We start from the raw sequence: 22021 nt of genomic DNA, 5'->3' as shown, positions 1-22021 counted from the left end.
TCCTTTAACTTTAAAATTCAGCCGTTATGTGAAAAGCGCTTTCAGCCAGCCGGCCACAAAGTCGGCCGCCGCAACAACGCCCCACACAACCAGAATAAACAGCATTGCCGAGACAATCCGCCAGAAAAAGCGCTTGCGCGCGCTCATTGGTTCCGGTTCTTCCTCCGGTTCGGATTGCTCTTCGGATTCCGTTACCGGTTCCGGTGCGGGTTGGTCTTTTTCCAGCTTCGCGTCGTCCGCGTCCGCAAATCCAATGCCGTTGAGCAGTTCCTTGGCGGCCGGCAGGTCGCGGTAAGCCACAAAAATATTCCGGTTGCCGTAAAAAGGTCTGCCAAGCAGCATGGACGGGGGCGAACCGAATCCGTTGTCCTGCTCGATAAAGACGATTCCGTTCTCCTGAAAAACCGACCGAACCAGAACAACTTTCATTTCGTCCACCGTCAGCAGAAGAACCGGATCATCCGGCGCGGGCGCCCTCAGCTTTGTGGAACCGCACACGGGGCAGCGGTCAGTATCGCCGTCGGTGAGCAGCTGGCACTTAGAACAGTACAGCATTCCTTTCACTTCCATTTCATTGCTTTATCATATCACATTTATTTACTAACTTACAAGAAATTAGCATAAATATTTATGAATATTAAACCTTACAACAGGACGGGCTGCAGCTGCTTTCCCTCCAGCGCGGCAAGCGCCGCGGGCTGAATCAGGCTGAAGTCCGCGACCAGGGAAGTGGGCTTTTTGCCGGGGTCATCCTGTTTCATAGGGACAAAATAGATATTTTTGGTATTAAGCAGTTTGCCAATGTTCTGCGCGGACGCGGCAAGCGCGTCGTTGGTTGCGGCGGCCAGCAGCACCGGCCTGCCGATGCGCAGATTGGATTTCACCGCCATGGTCACGGTGGTGTCGGTAATTCCATTCGCGATTTTGGCCAGCGTGTTGCCGGTGCAGGGAGCGACAATCATCAGGTCGACCATTTTTTTCGGCCCAATGGGCTCCGCCTCTACAATGCTTTTAATGATTTTTTTGCCGCAGATATCCTCGATTTCCCAGATGAAATCGTCCGCTTTTCCAAAGCGGGTGTCGGTGGTCGCTGCGTTCTGCGACATGATCGGCAGGATGTCGTACCCTGCTTCAACAAGGCTGCGCAGCTGCTCAATCGCCTTGTCGAAGGTGCAGAAGGAACCGCAGAAAGCATAACCGAAAGTAAAGCTTTTCATCTTTCACTCCTCCATCATGTTATAGATTGTATTTTTAATGATTTCACCGGCGGTTTTCGGGGCAACCTTTCCGGGCAGCGAAAGGGCGTGAATCGCTTTGATACCGAATTTTTGAGCGGCTTCGTAATCCACGCCTCCGGGCGGTGAAGAAAGGTCGATTATCAGGGGCCTGTTGTGCATTTTCGAAAGCAAACGCCGGTTAAATATCAAAGCGGGCGCAGTATTGAAAATGACGTCATACTGTTCTTTGTCACAGACTTTGTCCGTCAGGGCTGAGGAATACCCGTAGGACTCAATCCAGGCAATGTCGGAATATTTTCGTGCGCTTACGGTAACGTTCGCGCCGATTCCGCGCAGCATAGATGCCAGGATCTTTCCAATTCTTCCATATCCCACAACCAGACATCTGCTCTGGTTGACGGTGCCGGGGTATTCGCGCATGGCAATCTCAATTGCGCCTTCCGCGGCGGGAACAGCGTTGTGTACGGCAAATTCCTCCCGGGTATAATAGTCGTTGGTATCAATGGAATCCCACACGTCGCTGGTCTGGTAAAGTTTTCCCATCATTCCTCCGTAAACCTGTTTGTTTCTCATCAGCTCCGCAAAGCTGTCGTTCAGTTCAATGCTGTTTTCACTGTAGACCATATTTAGATGCTTGCCGTCCGCCGTAACCGGCAGCGGAAGGATGATGTTTTCACACCGGAGAATAATTTCCTCTAGATTTGCTTTTTTTACGTCCTTGGAAAATTCAATGTTGTCAAATCCATACACATAGACGGTGTAACCGTCCGCGGCAATGGATTCTGCAAGCGCAATCTGGCGTTTATCACCGCCCAGTACGCCGAAACTGTTTATATCAACCATTGTACAAACCTCCACAAACTTCTTTCCCCATATTATGGAAAGGGAACGTTCGGTGTGATAGGCGGTATTTTCGATTTTGATTTTATTTTTTATTGCAAATATCTTAAAAACTGTTTATTATAAACGGGTATAGCAATATAATAGAGAAGATCAATATTCCGCGGCGGTCCGGTTGTGATGAAACACGGAATTACGCTCAGCGGAATTGCAAACACTGTCACATTATCTCATTTTAAGGAGCTCAAATCATGGATTATCAAGATACTCTATCCAAGGTTAAAAAAATACATTTTGTGGGAATCGGCGGTTCCGGTATGTGCCCGATCGCTGAAATTCTGCACCACCGGGGCTATGTGCTGACCGGGTCGGACACCAACGAATCCGATACGCTCGCCAGGATCCGTTCCTACGGAATTCCTGTTTCCATGGGCCACCGCCCGGAAAACATAGGCGATGCCGAAATGCTCGTGTACACGGCGGCGGTCAAGGCCGACAACCCCGAACTGGTTGCCGCGCGTGAAAAAGGAATTCCCGTTGTGGAGCGCTCCGTGATGCTCGGCATGGTGACCCGCCGCTACCCGCATCCGGTGGCGGTTTCGGGTACGCACGGCAAGACGACCACGACCGCGATGATTACCCAGATCCTGATTAATGCCGGGGAAGATCCCTCCGCCGTCATCGGCGGCAAGCTGCCGTTTATCGGCGGGAACGGACGTGTCGGAAAATCCGGCACCATCGTGTGTGAAGCCTGCGAATATGTGGACACTTTTTTGCAGTTGAACCCGGAAACGTCGATCATTTTAAACATCGACGCAGACCATCTGGATTATTTTGGAACAGTGGAAAACATTATTAAATCCTTTCACCAGTTTGCGCTCCAGACATCAAAAACCCTGATTGTCAACGGGGACGACGCCAATACCCTGAAAGCGGTGGAGGGCATAAAAAATGCGTCCGTCGTTACGTTCGGCCTGAACCCGTCCAACGAGTACTATGCCGACCATATTGCGGACACAAAGGGAGCGAGGGAATGCTTCACGGTAATGAAGAACGGTCAAAAGCTTGCGGATGTTACGCTGAGTATCCCCGGAAAGCACAATATCTATAACGCGCTGGCGGCGTTTGCCGCGGCAGACGGGATGGGCGTAAAGCCTGAGGTTATTGCGGAGAGCCTGCATCAGTTCACGGGCGTTCACCGCCGGTTTGAAATCCTCGGTACGTTCGGCGGGATTACGGTTGCGGACGACTTTGCGCACCACCCAACAGAGCTGACCGCCACCCTGACCGCGGCCATGAAGATGAATTTTAAGCGCGTTTGGGCGGTATTTCAGCCGCACACCTACTCCAGAACCTATATGCTGCTGGACGAATTCGCCAAAGCGCTTTCGATTCCGGACAGGGTTGTCCTTTCTGAAATTCTGGCGGTGCGTGAGGAAAATACCTACCATATTTACGCGAAGGATCTGGCCGACAAAATTCCGGGCAGCGTCTGGTTTAAGACCTTTGAGGAAATCACGGAATATGTAACCGCCAATGCACAGGACGGGGATCTTATTTTGACCCTCGGCGGCGGCGATGTTTATAAATGCGCCAATATGATTGTTGAAAAATACAAAAAAGGCTGATCTTGCACATACCTGTAAATTGTATTATAATATGTATGTTAATAATATCACATGCATAGCAGGATAATTCTGATAGAATTGTCGGGCTTTCATTTTTGCAGGGAAGGGATACAAATGCTGAAAAATCTATCGTTTTTGAATATGTTTCTATGGAATCTTTTTATTGTGGGACTCTGGCATTTGACGGTCTTTTTGGCGTGCGTCAAGCTTCCCCATTCCATTTCCCAAAAGGAACGCTATGCGCCAAAGGAATGGGAACACGGAGGGCGCTGGTACAGGGATAAATTGAAAATTCAGCTCTGGAAGGACAGGGTGCCGCAGCATATCGGCAAAGACGGCTTTTCAAAAGAGCATCTTACGGATATTTCCATCGATTATGTTGATGAGTTTATCTTTGAAACCTGCCGGGGCGAGTGGATGCACCTGAAAAACTGCATCTGCATTGTCGTTACAATGCTCATCAATCCTCTTTTGGTGGGGCTGGTGTTTTCTTTCCTGATTATGCTTGGGAACCTGCCTTTTGCCATTATTCAGCGGTATAACCGCTTCCGGCTGCAGGTTCTGCGTAAAAAGCTGCTGCGCGATCTGCGCACAAACGGGATGGGGCAAACCGTTACCGCTTAACAAACCGAATATTTGCAGGTTCAAAAATCAGCTTCGCCGCAAAACCGGCTTAGCTGGTTTTTATCTATTTGCCGCTGGGGGGAGCTACCGGTGAAAAAGAAGTGCCTTCGCGTCTCTTTCCTTTTGTTGCTGATTCTGACGATGCTGCGGATTCCTGCACACGCGGCAACCATCCCTTATTTTACATACAGCACGGACAAGTCTTCCGTTGCGCGCGGGGAGCTTATTAAGCTGCAGATCAACGCGGGACAGGTTGCGGACACCGCGGCGGGGTTTCGGATGAGGGTGCGTTATAACACGGACACGCTCAGTTTTGTCCGCACGGAAACGTCCTCTCAGATTAAAAGCGGAACCATGGTTACAAACAGTACTTCCAACCCGATCTGCAGCGTTTATGTGTGCAATGTGGATCAGGGTTTTGCACCGCTGCTTTCCGGCAATATCATTTCTTTTGTGTTTCAGGTGAAGGATCATGCGTCGGCGGGCGGCACGGTCATTAACGCGCATATCGACGAGGTCTGCAACTATGCGGCGAAACAGCTGGATGTGGATATTGAAGAGAACCTGACAGTCGCCGTTGAGCCGCCGGAAGAGGTACCTTCCGACGAGGCGTGCCTTTCGCTGCTGGAACCGTATAGCGGCGTACTGACGCCTGAGTTTTCCCCCGATGTCTATCAATACCGGATGCGCGTCGATTATCCTGTGGAGTCGGTAGAGTTCTATGCCCGTGCCGAGGAAGGCGGTTCGGTTAAGATTAACCGCAAATCGCTGTTTAATCCCGGTACGGATACACCGATTGTCACGACGGTAACTTCCGCCGACAAGTCCAATCAGGTTCAGTATGTGGTTCTTGTCAGCAGATCGGAAAGGCCCGCAGCAGCGGCAGGGCTTGCATCGAAACCGCCGCTTCCCGGTGGACAAACAGCCGCTGCGGGAAAGTCGGGCTCAACGCATACGGAGCTGACCGGAAAGGAAACAGCCGCCGGAAAGTCCGGCGGGGAGCAGAATTTTTCCGCCGATGAACATGGGAAAGAGCCGGAGCAGGCAGCACAGACTGCTGCCCGAACCGATGTTAATCCCGGTTATGGCGAAAGAAATATCTATATCATCGGGAATCAGATGCCGGTCTACTTAGTCGGTATGCTGATTGCGGCGTTGTGTATTATGCTTGGTATCGTCCTGTGCTTCTACCTGAAAATCAAGCCGAAAAGCTGAAGGCGCAAAAAACAAATTCTAAAATTTAAAAATGCTTTTTCTGTTGAGGTCAAGAACGGGGGAAGTAAGGTGTATCAGACTTTCTTCCAGTGCGGAAATTGCCGCTGCGATACATACCGGCCAGAGAATTTGGGTATGCTGATACAGAAGGAATAGCGGGGTTATGAAAAGGAGAAATCCGGCCAGCTTATTCCCCCAGGTGTGCAGCATGGCAAAAGCGTGGTATTTCAGCGCGGCAATCACAACGTTTGCAAGGCGTACCACAAAAATAGCGATTACAAAGGGTACAAATATTCGGCCCTGTTTCCCAATCCAAAGAACGATGGTTACGGCGATGACCATGAACAGCATAAAATCCGCGATGGAGTCCAGCCGGGCGCCCAAAGCGCTCTGTGCATTCATCCTGCGGGCAAGATAACCGTCCAGAATGTCGGTAAGTCCGCAGCTCAGGTAAATCACTGAAAACAGCAGCGCATGCCGGAACGTAAAAAACAATGCAACCAGCAGCACGATTCTGCTGAGGGAAAGAATATTCGGGATCTGTTTCAAGCTGTCACCAACCTTCGATGCAAACTTGCGTTAAGTAAACGGGTTCTATACTTAGAATACCGAATGATTGGCTGAATAAAATTCCAAAATGGATTTTAACTTGAAACACAAGGCAGACAAAAAGGCGGTTTGTCCATTAATTGCCCTGATACCTGTTAGATAAATACAAAAGTTTCTGAAAAAAGCCTTGACACCAAGAGCCTTGTGTGGTATTATAATTAAGCTCTCTGAACAAGATATGTTTCATCTCTTTGTTTAAGATGCACAATTGAATATCGCGGAGTGGAGCAGTCCGGTAGCTCGTCGGGCTCATAACCCGAAGGTCGTAGGTTCAAATCCTGCCTCCGCAACCAAAACCAAGTCCTATAAATGGCTTTAAACCGCCATTTGTGGGACTTTTCTTTATGCCCAGAAGTTGCTTGTAAGGTAGAATACCTACAACTTGACGTTTATTTGATGTTTAGCTGGACGTTAAATTACCGCAAATAGCCGGAAGTAAAGCCACTTTTTCTGATGTTTGCTTGATGTTTATTTGATGTTTACGGAGAAATTCTACTATTAAACTATAAGGTAATAATCATAAACAGCTAAAATCTAGCGTAATACGGACTCGAGTTTCTTTTTGAGTACAGGATCTTCAACGCTTTGAAGAGTCTCACTATATACCTGACGATAGTCTGAATAATTATTAATGAGTGTGCGAATGGCTGTTAAAGTATTATATCCCGCACCTGCTCGGACATTTTCTATCCACTGTCTTACATTATGTAAAATTTCATCATAAGTTAAATCCAAAGATGCATTGGAAGAAGATACATTCGTAGAAGTATTATATGCTGATTGAGCTATTGATAGTTGTTGCTTGAGTTTTGCTTGAAGGCTCTGCTGACTTTTCCAATCATCATATTGAGTTTTGATAGATTCCGAGATCTTTCCTTCGGCATTAACGATTAAATGGTCAAGTGAAATTGATGTATGAAATATACCATTGTGGTTAGTGCTAAATTTGTGATCTTTAAAAAGTATATAAATCTTTTTACTTTCAGGATCAAAATCGATAATATAATTATTTGTTTGAAAAAAGCTATTTGACCCTTTGATACTAACAGATTTGTATTCACACGAAATGTCTTCCATTACAAATATCCAAAGTACATTGATGCCTTTTTCAATATAAGCTTGTTTTAGTTTTTCAATTTTATTTAGTGATATATTCGGTTGTAAAAGCTCTATAGCAACGGTTTTATCATTCACACATATTGTCATGCTTGTCCAGTGTTTATCTATTAACTTAATAAAAAGCTGAGGATTGTTTGATCCGGAAAATCTGTTTTGCAATTCCTTAAGAGCTTTTTTATGAGAATCAGGTAAATTTATAATATACTGCTCAAAGTCACAGAGCTTTCCCTGTGAGCTGCGATGTGCAAAATGACTATCTTTTACAGTGCATTTGTGAAAGATTACTTGCCTACCGCATCCAAGACAAAATAGTTTGTGTTCATTTGATAGCTTCTTTAGCAAATCAAATGTTTCAGGAGCCTCAGTATCGACGAAAAGACTGTGGTTCCCATATTTACACACATACATTTTCTCACATCCTAAAATGTTTAGAACTTATGCCATTTATACAATATTGATATTGATATTAGTTTATCAGAAATTTGAAGGATTGTCTAATAGAATTTATATGCTTATAATTGCTTTTAAAAGATGTGCCTGCTCTAATCGGTAGGCACTTTTTTGTTTGTGTACCTATAATGGGACTGATAAAATAAATACAGTATAAATTAGAATAAAAGCACTGGATACAACTTGCTATCAATTTGCATGAGGTTTATAATTAAATTATTAAAAAACACAACTGTAACAATATTTTTATATCAAAAATTGGTTGAAAAAGAACGCATTTTAGGAGATGCCGCATGGAAATATTTGATAACATAAATAAATTTGTTCGTGATGACTTTAATCTAACCATAAAAAAGGGTAGTAAAGTAGATATTGCTGCGGCTTGTTTTTCGATATACGCTTACAAAGAATTAAAAAAGCAATTAGATAAGGTAAATGAGCTACGATTCATTTTTACTTCACCCACGTTTGTAACCGAGAAGGCAAAGAAAGAGAAGCGTGAGTTTTACATTCCTCGGTTGAGTCGCGAAAAAGGGCTATACGGTACGGAATTTGAAGTGAAACTCCGCAATGAACTGACCCAAAAGGCGATAGCAAAAGAATGTGCTGAATGGATTGCAAAAAAAGTAACTTTCAAATCAAATATAACACAAGAAAACATGACCGGTTTTATTAATGTTGAAAATAATGATGAAAATTTCACATATATGCCTCTTAATGGCTTTACAACTGTAGATATTGGCTGTGAAAGAGGAAATAACAGCTATAATATGGTGAACAAATTTGATGCGCCATTCAGCAGTGAATACATCAAGCTTTTTAATAATATTTGGAATGATAAATCTAAACTGCAAGATGTAACGGATGAAGTTATAAACAATATAACAACGGTATATAAAGAAAACTCTGCTGAATTTATTTATTTTGTAACGCTTTATAATATTTTTAATGAGTTTTTAGATGATATTTCGGAGGACGTTCTACCTAATGAGGCAACCGGATTTAAAGAAAGCATGATCTGGAACAAACTCTATGACTTTCAAAAGGTAGCAGCGAGGGCAATTATCAATAAACTCGAGAAATATAACGGTTGTATCTTAGCAGACAGTGTTGGTTTGGGAAAAACATTCACTGCTCTTGCCGTAATAAAGTACTATGAAAATCGAAATAAGTCGGTCTTAGTGCTTTGCCCTAAGAAGCTGGCAAATAACTGGAATACATACAAAGATAACTATGTGAATAATCCAATCGCAAAAGACCGACTGCGGTACGATGTACTGTATCATACCGATTTATCCCGTAATTACGGTTCATCAAATGGCCTTGATTTATCACGCCTTAACTGGGGCAATTATGATTTAGTTGTAATTGATGAATCACACAATTTCCGTAATGGTGGCGAAACCTCTGGGGAAGGCGGCGAAAAAGAAAACCGCTATTTGAAACTTCTTAACAAAGTTGTAAGGCAAGGGGTAAAAACAAAAGTTCTAATGCTTTCCGCAACTCCGGTAAATAATAAATTTTTTGATTTACGAAATCAACTTGCTTTAGCATATGAGGGGAATCCACAACTAATCAATGACAAGCTTAATACGACAAAGAATATTGATGATATTTTTCGTATGGCGCAAAAGTCATTTAATGCATGGAGTAAACTTCCTGTAGAGGAAAGAACAACTGACACATTATTAAAAACACTTGATTTTGATTTCTTTGAAGTGCTAGACAGCGTAACGATTGCTCGGTCAAGAAATCATATTCGGAAGTATTATGATATGGGGGATATCGGTAAATTTCCGGAACGGAAAAAGCCGATTTCCAAACGACCTCCTCTCACCCAGCTGGAAGGCGCAATTACATATAATGAGATTTATGAATCTTTATCACAGCTCAATCTGAGTATTTATACTCCGACGGATTTTATTTTTCCGAGCAAGCTGGACAAGTATAATGTTTTTAATCATGAGCAGGGAACAAGCCTGACACAAGCCGGTCGTGAACAAGGCATACGCAGATTAATGAGCATTAATCTATTAAAACGGCTTGAAAGTTCAGTCCATTCTTTTCAGCTCACACTTACAAGAATTTATGATCTGATTCATTCCACAATTGAAGCCATTGACAATTATCGCCCAGAAAACGAAATCAGTTTGGTTGATCTCAGCGACGCAGAAGACTTTGATTATGATGATCAAAACATGGATTTGTTATCTGTCGGTAAAAAAGTGAAGATTGAACTGAAAGATATGGATTATATTTCGTGGAGAAAAGGTCTCGCAGAAGATAAAGCAACGTTAGAATTACTGCTTTCAATGATAAATGATATTACCCCTCAATACGATAAAAAGCTCTTGACCCTGTTTGAGGTGGTTAGAAATAAAATTAATCATCCTATCAATGTCGGAAACAAAAAAATCATTGTTTTTACCGCGTTTTCTGATACCGCCGAGTATTTGTACAACAATATTAGTAAGATGGTCAAAAAAGAATTTGGGCTAAACACTGCCATGATAACCGGTTCTGTCGACGGTAAAACTACAATACCAAAGTTAAAAGCAGACCTAAATACGGTGCTTACTTGTTTTTCTCCCCTATCAAAGGAAAAAGAGTTGTTGATGCCAAACAACAATGACCAGATTGATATCTTAATAGCCACTGATTGTATCTCTGAGGGACAAAACCTGCAGGATTGTGACTATCTGATTAACTATGATATTCACTGGAACCCTGTTCGTATTATTCAGCGTTTCGGTCGTATCGACCGTATTGGAAGTAAAAATGCGACAATTCAACTTGTGAACTTCTGGCCGGATTTGTCGCTGGATGAATATATTAATCTCAAGAGCCGTGTTGAAACTCGAATGAAAATCTCAGTTATGACCTCTACCGGCGATGACGACCTTATTAACAATGAGGAAAAAGGCGATTTGGAATATCGCAAACAGCAGCTTTCACGTCTTGAAAAAGAGGTTGTGGATATTGAGGAAATGTCCAATGGCATTTCAATTATGGATTTGGGACTTAATGAATTCCGCTTAGATTTGCTTGATTATATCAAAGCTAACCCCGATCTTGATAAAACACCGTTTGGAATGCATGCAATAGCAAAAGCAACACAGGATTGTCCTGCTGGAGTAATTTATGTTCTCAAAAACGTAAGCAATGGTGTAAATATTGATAATCAGAACCGACTGCCCCCTTTCTACATGGTATACATTAAAGATGACGGTGAGGTCGAGTGCAATCATCTTGAGCCAAAGAAACTGCTGGATACGATGCGGTATCTTTGCAAAGGCAGGCAGGAGCCGGACACTAATCTTTGTAAGCTGTTTAACACAGAAACCAAAGACGGTAGAGTTATGGCAAAATACTCAAGACTGTTGGAAGACGCCATTGCTTCCATTATTCATGTGAAAGATGAAAGTGATATTGACAGCTTTTTTAGTATTGGTGAAACAACAGCATTAACCAACAAAATTTCCGGCTTAAATGATTTTGAACTGATATGCTTTTTAGTAGTTAGAAATGAGGAGTGAGGCAAGTGCTGAATTTACCGAAATCTACATACTTTGAGAGAAAAATACCAAAGGAGAAGTTTTATAAAAATTTAGATATTGATTCAAAACTCAGGCAGCGTTTTATCAGCGGTATTGATTCTATCGTTTGGCAAAACAAGCTATCCAAAACCACTTTAAATGTTGCCGATGGCGCGAATGTTATTGAAATCGATGTTTTGGAAGTTATCCTAAAAGGCAATGAATGCGACTACAAACTGCTTGAATTTATTGACAGCAACATTCCCCACCATACTGTTTTCATACTGCGAATGCAGGAAAAAGCACAGCTCGTAATCAACTTTAAAGAAGCCATAAAGAACCGCGAAGGTAAGTTCAAAATTAGTGCGACTTATAAGACGGATTGGTCTGACATGAACGCTTTGACCCTATCCGTCAATGGCTTGGATATGGATAAAATTTATGAAAATTTTATCCTCCAAATAGCAAGCGGAAAACTGAATGTGACAAATTCAAGCGATTTAAAAGAGGCAATAGCCAAAGCAAAAGAAATTGATGATTTGAAGGCGCAAATTGCAGTATTGGAAGCCAAAATAGCAAGGGAAAAGCAGTTTAATGTGCAGGTAAAACTCAATGCAGAGCTGAAAAAACTGAAAGAAAAATTATTACAAAATAGTTGATTTGAGGTGAATTGTTTTGCCAATAAACAATTTAACAGGAATGTCTGATTTTGAAACATTAATTAAGAAAAATGATATTTGTTATAATGATCGGTGGAGTCCAAATCTTGTAAGTACATATGAATATAATTTATCACAAGGAACGCTTAAAGGCCTAAACCATGATTTAAGGAAAAATATAGCTTACAGTCTGCAATATCTCGAATATATAGAATTACAATTGCACGAGTTAGACCTACATAATGTAATAATAACAATGCTGTACAAAACATTTATTATTACAGGCGTTTCCATCATTGAAGGTGTCTTTTACTATCTTTTAAAATCCAATAATTTGTGGACACAAAAAGAGTGGGAGCTCGAAAAAATAGTAAAGTCAAATGGATTTAGCTTTGAAAATGAAACACGAAAAGTTGAAACACATATTTTCAAAAGTATCCCTAAAACAGATGATGAAATGAATTTGGATTCTATGATAAAAAAGATTGAGAGCCATAGCCTAATAGATATACCGCATCAAGCATTCCCTTATCTAAAAAAGTTGAAACGTTTAAGGAATAAAGTCCATTTGCAAATTAATGAGCATCCAAATGATACTGACTGGTGGTCATTTAACTATAGTGATTACTTGTGGATGAAATATATTTTGTTTAAAATATTAACTAACAGCAAATTTGGATTAGACGATGAAAATATAAAAAAGTATTCTTTCATAGCTCTAGCTAAAGGTGAAATTCAAACATTAAGAAAAGAAATTGATAAATCCCCGGAGGAGAAAGACAATGGACAAGTTTAAAATGGAGTCGGTAGATATGACCGAAAAAAACATTGAGAAAATTGCAGCGCTGTTTCCAAATGTAATGACAGAAATGGAAGATGAAAACGGCAAGCTGAAAAAAGGCATCAATTTTGAACTGCTCAAGCAGGAACTTTCCGGAGACGTGATTGACGGCGAGGAATGCTATGATTTCACATGGGTGGGTAAAAAGGCAAGTATTGTTGAGGGCAACAAGCCTATCCGCAAAACCCTGCGCCCCTGCAAAGAAGAAAGCAAGGACTGGGAGAACACCGAAAATCTTTACATTGAGGGCGATAACCTTGATGTTTTAAAACTATTGCAGGAAAGTTATTTAAACTCTATTAAGATGATTTACATAGACCCACCTTACAATACAGGCAACGATTTTATTTATAAAGACGATTTCACCATGGATAAGGGAGAGTATGACGAGCAGACCGGACTTTATGATGAGGACGAAAATCGCCTTTTCCAAAATAACGAAAGCAATGGGCGTTTTCATTCCGACTGGTGCTCCATGCTTTATCCGCGATTGCAATTAGCAAGGAATTTGCTTGCTAATGATGGGGCTGTTTTTATTAGCATTGATGACAATGAAGTCGACAATTTAAAAAAAATTTGCGACGAGGTGTTCGGAGAGGTAAACTTTGTTGCAAAAATAGCAGCCTTAAACAATCCTAAAGGAAGATCCCAAGATAAATATGTTGCGACTTGTCACGAGTATTTACTAATTTATTCAAAGATGCCAATGAACAAAGGAGCCTTTTCAATACCGAAAACAAAAGAAGATATTGAAAAGGATTATACACTTATAGACGAAGCTGGATTAGCATATAGAGAATTGGAGCTGCGAAATACGCACAGAGATTTTGGAAGATTTAACCGACCAAATCTTTTTTATCCATTTTTTGTTAATAATAATGGGGAAGTTTTTTTAGAAAAGAAAGATATTGAAACAGAGGTATATCCAATATGGGATGATGGTTTTGAAGGGTGCTGGACATGGGGAAAAGATAAAGCTAAAGAAGAAATCCATTTATTAATCGGGAAAGTAGTCAATGGGCAGTGGAAAGTCTATCGAAAGGCATATGCCTCCATTAACCAAGAGGAACCGCTAAAGCAAGTCAAGTCCATTTGGACAAATAAAAAGTTTCATACAGAAAAGGGGCAGGCTACAGTTAATTATTTATTTCAAACTAAAGAAAAATATTTTCAATCTCCCAAATCAGTAGACTATATTTGTGAATGCATTTTAATGTCACATGCCAATTCAAATGATATTGTACTGGACTTCTTCTCTGGTTCTGCTACAACCGCTCATGCTGTTATGCAGTTGAATGCCGAAAATGGCGGCAACCGCAAATTTATTATGGTGCAATTGCCCGAACCCTGTGACAAAAAGAGTGAAGCTTACAAAGCAGGCTATAAAAACATTTGTGAAATCGGAAAAGAGCGTATCCGCCGCGCGGGTGAAATGATCAAGTCAGAAGTTGAAGAAAGCAATAAGCAGCTCAAGCTTGGCGAAGAGCCAAAGAAAGTGCCGGATATTGGCTTTCGTGTGCTAAAATTGGACAGCACTAATATGAAAGATGTTTATTATGGTGCTTCTGAATATGACCAAACAATGCTTGATCATTTGGTGTCCAATGTGAAAGATGACCGCACCGATATGGATTTGCTGTACGGCGTTCTTTTGGAATGGGGCTTACCCCTTTCTTTGCCGCACAAAATGGAGCAGATAAACGGCGTAACAGTACATACCGTGAATGAGGGCGATTTAATTGCCTGCTTTGCCAATAAGATTGACGAAAGCGTTATTCGTGAAATTGCCAAACGCCAGCCGTTGCGCGCCGTTTTCCGTGACAGCAGCTTTGTGAGTAGCCCCGACAAAATCAATGTTGAGGAAATATTCAAGCTGGCGGCACCGAAAACAACGGTTAAGGTGATATAGCATGCGTAGTGAACTATATTTATATGATAGACTGCGTAAAAAATATAAAAGAGATTTGACCAATATTATTGATTTATATTTTGAACGTATTGAGCCAACTTTTAAAGACCCGGAAAAAGAAGCGGAAGAATATACAAATAACCTAAACGAAGAGGTCGGCACAAGCATTAACTGGGGTGCAGATGATGCGCCAGATCCTTGCGATGCTCAAGAGGCGGTATGGCAGGCAGGTGTGGAGAGATATGAACTGCTGTCCTCTATGCAGTACAGGACGCTTGGCTTGTGGATTTCTTGTATGTGCCAAGTCTGGGAACAACAATTATATTCTTTTATACTGCACGAAGCAAAACTTGAAGGCATTATTTATGATGAAGGCGATATGAAAAGTGGATTTAAGTTTGTATCAGAAACATTGACTTGGCATGGGGTCAATTATAAAGAGGTTCAGAACGGAAAAATTGAAGAACTAAGAGAATTGGTCAATGTATTAAAGCATGGGAAAGGCAGATCAGAAGAAAACCTCAGAATATTAAGACCTGATTTTTTCAATTGTAATGGGACTGATGTGTTGAAAAAACGTAACGCTACTTTGCTTGAACCTACTTTACAAATAAAAGATACAGATTTTAAAAATTACCACAACGCCTTAATGGAATTCTGGGATGAATTCCCCGAATATGCATACTCAATTGAGGATTTGCCGGTAATTGAGAGCGAGGATACCGAATGAAACTTCAATTTAAGCATCAAAAATTTCAAGCAGATGCGGCAAAGGCAGTGTGCGATGTGTTTGCCGGACAGCCTTACTATACCCCTACCTATATGATCGATAAAGGAACGGTTCAAAAACCAAGTACCGGCAATGCGGAACAACAAAGATTTTATAAAGAGAAAGAGGAAATAAATTTTACCGGGTTTAATAATCACACAATTGTGCCGGAGCTGAACGACAGCATCATACTTGAAAACATCAATAAAATTCAAAGGAATTATCAGATTGAACCTTCAAGCAAACTTGAGGGTAAATATAATCTGACCATTGAAATGGAAACCGGTGTTGGCAAAACCTACACCTACATAAAAACCATGTTTGAGCTGAACAAGCGATATGGCTGGAGCAAATTTATTGTGGTTGTGCCGAGTGTTGCGATTCGAGAAGGAGTGTATAAATCCTTTGAAATTACGCAAGACCATTTTGCTGAGGAATACGGAAAGAAAATCCGCTTCTTTATCTATAACTCTGCCCAGCTTACCGATCTTGATAAGTTTGCCAGTGACAGTGCCATCAATGTAATGATCATCAACTCACAGGCGTTTAATGCCAAAGGCAAAGATGCAAGGCGCATCTATATGAAGCTGGATAGTTTCCGCAGTCGCAGACCAATTGATGTGATTGCTAAAACTAATCCCATATTGATTATTGATGAGCCGCAGTCGGTTGAGGGAGCGGCAACAAAGGAGCGGCTAAAAGATTTCGAGCCGTTGTTGACCTTGCGCTACTCGGCTACCCACAAAAAAGACAGTATTTATAACATGGTTTACCGGCTGGATGCCATGGAAGCCTACAATAAAAAACTGGTTAAAAAAATTGCGGTTAAGGGAATTTCTATTTCGGGCAGCACCGCTACCGAGAGCTATCTTTATTTAGAAAGCATTAATTTATCCAAGAGCAAAGCGCCAACTGCTTCCCTCGAGTTTGAAGTAAAAGGGTCATCAGCACCCCGCAAGATAACGCGAACTGTCAGCATTGGAGACAATTTATACGAGAAATACAGCGGTTTGGAAGAATATCGAGGCTATACCGTTTCTGACATCAATGGTTCAACGAATTCCCTTTCTTTTAAGAATGGGGTGACGATTTTTGCCGGTGATGTAATGGGTGCGGTTAGTGAAGAACAGGTTCGCCGGATACAGATCAGAGAAACCATAAAGTCGCATTTTGAGCGCGAACGGCAGCTCTTTTATAAAGGCATTAAAGTGTTATCACTGTTTTTTATCGATGAGGTTGCAAAATACAAACAATACGATGCGGCGGGAGTCGCGCATAACGGTGAATATGCCGATGTGTTTGAAGAAGAATACAACGCTGCTTTAAATGAGTGGCAGCTTGCTTTTGGCGAAGATGATTACATGAAATATCTAAATGGAATTTCTGCCGAAAGTACACACGCAGGCTATTTCTCAATTGATAAAAAAAGCCATCGATTTGTTGAAAGCAAACTTGGCGACAAAAAAGAAAAAACATCTGATGATGCGGATGCTTATGATTTGATTATGAAAAACAAAGAACGCTTACTTGACCGCAAAGAGCCGGTCAGGTTCATATTTTCACACTCAGCGCTTCGTGAGGGTTGGGATAATCCTAATGTTTTTCAAATTTGCACCTTGAAGCAGAGCGGCAGTGATGTGCGCAAGCGACAGGAAGTCGGTCGAGGATTGCGGTTGAGCGTCAATCAAAACGGAGAGCGCATGGATGAAAATCTGCTGGGAGAGGATGTCCATAATATTAATGTATTGACAGTGGTGGCAAATGAATCTTACGATAATTTTGCCAAGGCGCTTCAGTCCGAACTTGCAGAGGTTGTTGCAGACCGTCCTCGCATTGTAAATGCCGAGCTGTTTGAAAATAAAGTAATCTGTAATGCAAATGGTGTGGAACAGACGATTGACCAAAGTACAGCGATGAGTATTGCAGAGGAACTGATTATCAATGGATATACGCGTAAGGGCATATTGACTGACAAGTACTATGAAGATGTTAAATCAGGTAACTTTGTTGTACCAGAAGAATTAAAAGGCTGTGAAGCATCCGTGATCAAAATACTTGATAACATCTATAATCCAAAATCTATGATGCCGGACAATGCTCGTGATAAGAATGTTGAGTTAAAGATTGATAATGATAAGCTGAACCGCAAGGAATTTAAAGAGCTGTGGAGTAGAATTAATACGAAGTCTGCTTACGTCGTTGATTTTAATACCGATGAACTTATTGAAAAGTCTATTGCCGCATTAGATAAGGAGCTTCATGTATCGCAGATTTTCTTTAAAGTTGAAACTGGTGCAATGAAGTCAATTAAATCAAAAGAAGAGTTACAGAACGCAGAAAGCTTTAAAAAAGATTCTGCCAGTACCACAACTGCCAATGTTTTCTCAAACAGTAATGTAAAGTACGACCTTGTAGGAAAAATAGTGGCAGAAACGGGACTTACGCGCAGTGCCACCGTAGCAATTCTGAAAGGAATCCAAAAAGCCACCTTCGAAAATTTTAAAGATAACCCGGAAGAATTTATTATTAAGGCTTCAAATATTATAAACGAGCAAAAAGCCACGGTAATCATTCAACATATCACTTACAATAAATTGGATGCCAAATATGATACTCGCATCTTTACGGAGCCAACATTAAAAGGCCGGTTGGGTGTTAATGCAATGGAAGCAGATAAGCATTTATATGATCATATTCTTTATGACTCAACCAATGAGTGTGAATTTGCAACCAATCTTGATAAAAGTGAAGAAGTGGCAGTATATGTTAAATTGCCCACTGGCTTTTTTATTACAACGCCGGTTGGTAAATATAATCCTGATTGGGCAATTGCTTTTTACGAGGGCAAGGTGAAGCATATTTATTTTGTCGCTGAAACTAAGGGAAGTATGTCTTCTTTGCAGCTCAGGGAAGTCGAAAAGTTAAAAATAAGGTGTGCAGAAGAGCATTTCAAAGCAATTAGTTCAGACACGGTAAAATACGATGTTGTAAGCGATTACAACACGCTAATGGACAAAGTTATGAAATAATTAGTTTAAAACAATATTAAGGAATATTGTCAACCAGAAAAGTCGGCATTAAGCAATACTTTTTGCTAATGCTGGCTTTTTTCATATGAGGGGGTATAACAAATGGAGCAAAAGCAGATTAAAATGTATAGCTTTGGAAGGAACTACATTTTTGACGGTGTAATAAAATCTGAAAATTTAGGTGAAAACACTATAACGATAGATGAGAGCTTTTTAACCTTAGCTTATGAATGCTATAAAGGCGAAAAGCTACAAGATAAGCAATTAATTGATGGAATAATAAAAGTTATACTCCCCAGCACAGAGGAAAAAGCAAAAACCGAATGGGATGACGGTTTAACATTCAATGACAAAATATATTATGCTTGGTTCGCCACTACCGGAGGTATGAAAAAAGAGCCTTCGAATGGGAAGTGCGAAACTTTATTTGTACGGGAGGATTTCTGTGACTTTGCTCGTGAATTTGAAAATTTGATTTCACTTGGAAAGTTCAAAGAAATTGAAGAGAGCAAAGAAGAGATTTGCATCAATAAAGATGTTTTGAGCCGAATTTCTTTAGGTTTGAGTAGCTGCCAGATGGCAGGTGATATGCCTGATATTATTGTCCTTTCGCAGCCAAAGTACAGAATCGTCAAAGACTATAAGACCGTTGAGAAAAAGCCTGCTAAGGTGGAAAACAAAAAAGGCGAATTGGAAGATACAGTTGTTTATGATTTGGTGGATTACCATTTTGATGATGATATTGAGGTGTTTGACGGTGGCGGCATTGCCACTCCGAAAGTATTTGAACAGATAAAATCTGTACTTGAGCTTCACTATCCTGTTGAATTTGCTATTATTCGGGGTTACGGCATCGGGATAAAAGGCATGATAACCAAGTTCGATATACTGAAATATCTAAACGCAGTTTATAAAGCCGATACGGAGTACTGCAAAAAAGTAGATGACAAATTCTATTTACTGGATTATTGGGATAACTGGCAAGAGGTCACTGATAGAACAATGCTGCTGAATGAGAGTATGGTTAAACTTGCGAAATATTACAAATCAGAAAACAATGAAGATATGAGCACATGTAAACAAAGACTTAGTGAAGTTGATCCAAAGTATGCGAATATTATTGGTAAGCTGTATGTTACAAAATTTAATAAAAGTGAAGACCATATTGGAAATTATAGGCGGTTAAACTATCAATTGCTTTCGGCGCTGGCTTTAAGCAAAAAAGATTATTATGAGTTAATACAGGAAGACATTGCATCATATAGAAAAATTATCAAGCCATTTCAAAAGGATGACAAATCGGAGTGGCAGATTAATATTGACGCTATCAGACTTTTCTTTAAAAACATAGTGAAAAGCGACGATTCGGATAGCGATGAGTTTGAACAGGAAGTTCAAACACTCAACAGAAATATTATGAATAAATGCGAAGAGTTGCTCAATATATCGGAGAACTTTGTAAGGCTGAAAAATGTTAAACGTAATTTGGCAAAGCAAATTGAAAAAAGATGCAGGGAACTTGCCTGCGGGAAAGTTACAGCAAAAGCCAAGTATCAATATATTGCGGTCGATGCAATCTCTTATATGAATTATGCTATGTACCGGCAGCAAAGGGAAAATGGGCTGAAAGCTGGAGAATTCTATAGTGCTGACTGCCAAAACGGGGATATTAGAACAATTGCAAGAAATCCGCTATGCGCCTATAGCGAAGTACATAATGTGAACTTCGTTAGGAATTCATTTTTCGATAACTATTTTAGCCCATGCAAACAATTAATTTACTTTAATCAAAAGAGCGATATATTGGCACTCATGAGCTCGGCTGACTGTGACGGGGATGCCTGCACGGTGGTTGATAGCGATATTATTCGGGACGCTGTTGTTATTCCTAAAGATGGTAAGTATTTTTTAAATACAGATGATGGTCACAAAGAAAAGATGGAATACAACTTTGAAAATAGATTTTTTGCAACCTATAGAGCATCCGGCAATTTAATTGGTAGTATAGCTTTGAAGAGCGCCAGTATCAATTCTAATAGTCAGCAGACACTAGACTATTATGATACCGTAAATAAAAGTTTTGTGGAGTTTAATTGGAGCAAGGCTTCAGAAGACGAGAAAGCAGTAAAGAATAAAAAATTGGAAAGCGGCGAATGGATAACAACATATAAAGCTGCTGAGCAGCATCGGAATTATGTAAAGCAGAGATTTTATGATAATGAAAAAGACATCTATATAGTGCTATACAATGCTATGGTCAGCATTGATGCTCCCAAAACGCTCTATTTCCCTTCCTCGGAAGACATGAAGCCTATCAACAGTAAATACGGGCGCAAGGCTTGGTTTTTGCAGTTTAAAGAAGATGCTGATGATGTATATAACGGCAGTTATGAATGGACAAAGGGACTGCTGGATATTGCAACAAGACTAGTAAAAGAGAAACTGCTAGATGAAATAGATGACATGCGTAAAGAATTTAATGATCAGCCGGAATTGATACAACAAAAATTGACCAACAGTGATTACCCAGTTGACGAGTACGAACCATGTGCGGCGGAAATAATGGTGCTATATCAAAATTATACTGATGAACGGAAAACCGCCGAGAAACAATACAACCGGAAAGTCAGGCATGGCCTTGAAGAGAAAGAGTTTTTGATTGAAAATTGCTTCTGGAGTCAGATCGATGATGAATTATTATATTCAAGTATTAAAAAATACAAGCGGGAAAAAACACAGAAATATAAAGAGATTGATACTAAATATATCCTGCTTGCCGATGCTATCATAAAAAAATTTAAGCTGGCTACAATTGCGAATGCCATTGGTAATATGAAAAACTGTACCGAAGATTTTATTATAAATTTATTTTGGCCAGTCTTTGAATACCTGAATTCTAAATTGCAAGCGAAGAGATATGTATATCAGATAGCGAAAGACGGGGATATCTCATTTTTGCACGAGAAGTATAAAAAAATAGAAGTTTCGGCGATTGATAATGGCTACATAGTTAAAAACTTGCATTTGGAAGAGAAAAAGCGTCTTAAGATTATCGAAAAAGCTGAGATTCGAGCAAGGGTGATTGATGGTGCTGCCATTGAGACAATTGAATCGGAGATAAAATCCAATGGATTTATTTGGCTTGACGTTGAGGATAAAGATGGGCAAGCATTGCTGCTGCGAGAAGGCAAGCCGCTATTGCAAGCGTTCGCTGAAAAATCACAGGTCAATCAATATAATTTATCCTTGATCAAACAAGTCAAGGTAGAACTAGTTAATATTGCAAAAACCAAAAAGAGTTTAGGAATGACTGTAACTGAAATAATTGTATAAGTGGGCAAGCAGGCACTAAGGTTCACTAAGCACTAACGTGCTTGTTTACCTAAATGCCTGTCTTCCAGACCCACTTTTGTGGAATAGTGAAGTGCTATTACTATAAAAATTAAGGATGGTGAACTTATATAGATATCAGTAATTTACAAGTTGGACAAATCGCAAAAAATTATAAAGCATTATGTGAAATATTAAATATTGCTCCTGTTTCTAATAATAATA

15 protein-coding genes and 1 tRNA gene are annotated in these 22021 nt (G+C 40.6%); 11 read left to right on the top strand and 5 right to left on the bottom strand.

Annotated elements, in window-relative coordinates; translation table 11 throughout:
* Positions 1-24: 24 nt before the first annotated feature.
* The 3 genes from J5W02_RS06715 to dpsA all read right to left on the bottom strand — a co-directional run bounded on the left by J5W02_RS06715 (position 25) and on the right by dpsA (position 2081).
* On the bottom strand, positions 25-555 hold the full coding sequence (locus J5W02_RS06715) for a hypothetical protein (protein ID WP_219964904.1): 531 nt from the start codon (positions 553-555) through the stop codon (positions 25-27).
* 89 nt (positions 556-644) lie between these two features.
* A complete protein-coding gene (locus J5W02_RS06710) occupies positions 645-1217 on the bottom strand; it encodes a dipicolinate synthase subunit B (protein ID WP_219964903.1) in 573 nt (190 codons plus the stop codon).
* A gap of 3 nt (positions 1218-1220) precedes the next feature.
* Positions 1221-2081 carry a dipicolinate synthase subunit DpsA gene (dpsA, locus tag J5W02_RS06705; protein WP_219964902.1) on the bottom strand — a complete coding sequence of 287 codons (861 nt, stop codon included), beginning with the start codon at positions 2079-2081 and terminating at the stop codon, positions 1221-1223.
* Between the two features lie 248 nt (positions 2082-2329).
* Here dpsA and murC point away from each other — a divergent pair, with 248 nt between their 5' ends.
* The 3 genes from murC to J5W02_RS06690 all read left to right on the top strand — a co-directional run bounded on the left by murC (position 2330) and on the right by J5W02_RS06690 (position 5545).
* Positions 2330-3706, top strand: coding sequence for a UDP-N-acetylmuramate--L-alanine ligase (gene murC, locus J5W02_RS06700; RefSeq protein ID WP_219964901.1), 1377 nt, complete (start codon positions 2330-2332; stop codon positions 3704-3706).
* A gap of 114 nt (positions 3707-3820) precedes the next feature.
* Complete coding sequence (locus J5W02_RS06695; protein WP_219964900.1) at positions 3821-4330, top strand: glycosyl-4,4'-diaponeurosporenoate acyltransferase CrtO family protein; 510 nt, start codon at positions 3821-3823, stop codon at positions 4328-4330.
* A gap of 90 nt (positions 4331-4420) precedes the next feature.
* On the top strand, positions 4421-5545 hold the full coding sequence (locus tag J5W02_RS06690; protein ID WP_219964899.1) for a cadherin-like beta sandwich domain-containing protein: 1125 nt from the start codon (positions 4421-4423) through the stop codon (positions 5543-5545).
* A gap of 18 nt (positions 5546-5563) precedes the next feature.
* Here J5W02_RS06690 and J5W02_RS06685 read toward each other — a convergent pair whose 3' ends face one another.
* Positions 5564-6094 carry a CDP-alcohol phosphatidyltransferase family protein gene (locus J5W02_RS06685; RefSeq protein WP_219964898.1) on the bottom strand — a complete coding sequence of 177 codons (531 nt, stop codon included), beginning with the start codon at positions 6092-6094 and terminating at the stop codon, positions 5564-5566.
* A gap of 276 nt (positions 6095-6370) precedes the next feature.
* Between J5W02_RS06685 and J5W02_RS06680 the strand changes: the two genes are divergently transcribed.
* Positions 6371-6447 (top strand) — tRNA-Met (locus J5W02_RS06680).
* Positions 6448-6688: 241 nt separating this feature from the next.
* On the opposite strand, the gene J5W02_RS06675 is transcribed toward J5W02_RS06680, so the two are convergent.
* Positions 6689-7681, bottom strand: a complete 993-nt coding sequence (locus J5W02_RS06675; protein WP_219964897.1) for a competence protein CoiA family protein — start codon at positions 7679-7681, stop codon at positions 6689-6691.
* A 335-nt stretch (positions 7682-8016) separates the two neighbouring features.
* Between J5W02_RS06675 and J5W02_RS06670 the strand changes: the two genes are divergently transcribed.
* The 7 genes from J5W02_RS06670 to J5W02_RS06640 all read left to right on the top strand — a co-directional run bounded on the left by J5W02_RS06670 (position 8017) and on the right by J5W02_RS06640 (position 21799).
* Complete coding sequence (locus J5W02_RS06670; protein ID WP_219964896.1) at positions 8017-11259, top strand: helicase-related protein; 3243 nt, start codon at positions 8017-8019, stop codon at positions 11257-11259.
* Positions 11260-11264: 5 nt separating this feature from the next.
* Entirely contained in the window at positions 11265-11918 is a 654-nt protein-coding gene (locus tag J5W02_RS06665) for a DUF4391 domain-containing protein (protein WP_219964895.1), read from the top strand.
* A 40-nt stretch (positions 11919-11958) separates the two neighbouring features.
* Positions 11959-12714 (top strand): hypothetical protein, encoded by a 756-nt coding sequence (locus J5W02_RS06660; protein ID WP_219964894.1) that lies wholly within the window; start codon positions 11959-11961, stop codon positions 12712-12714.
* Positions 12701-14668, top strand: coding sequence for a site-specific DNA-methyltransferase (locus J5W02_RS06655; protein ID WP_219964893.1), 1968 nt, complete (start codon positions 12701-12703; stop codon positions 14666-14668). Before J5W02_RS06660 ends, J5W02_RS06655 begins: the two co-directional genes overlap by 14 nt.
* A 1-nt stretch (position 14669) precedes the next feature.
* Positions 14670-15398: a hypothetical protein gene (locus tag J5W02_RS06650; protein WP_219964892.1), complete on the top strand. Its 729-nt coding sequence runs from the start codon at positions 14670-14672 to the stop codon at positions 15396-15398.
* Positions 15395-18466, top strand: a complete 3072-nt coding sequence (locus J5W02_RS06645; RefSeq protein WP_219964891.1) for a type III restriction-modification system endonuclease — start codon at positions 15395-15397, stop codon at positions 18464-18466. Before J5W02_RS06650 ends, J5W02_RS06645 begins: the two co-directional genes overlap by 4 nt.
* Before the next feature lie 102 nt (positions 18467-18568).
* Positions 18569-21799, top strand: coding sequence for a hypothetical protein (locus J5W02_RS06640; protein WP_219964890.1), 3231 nt, complete (start codon positions 18569-18571; stop codon positions 21797-21799).
* Positions 21800-22021 lie beyond the last annotated feature (222 nt).

Source organism: Caproiciproducens faecalis (genome assembly GCF_019448085.1).
Lineage (GTDB): Bacteria > Bacillota > Clostridia > Oscillospirales > Acutalibacteraceae > Caproiciproducens > Caproiciproducens faecalis.
This window is presented reverse-complemented; position numbering and strand designations above follow the sequence as displayed.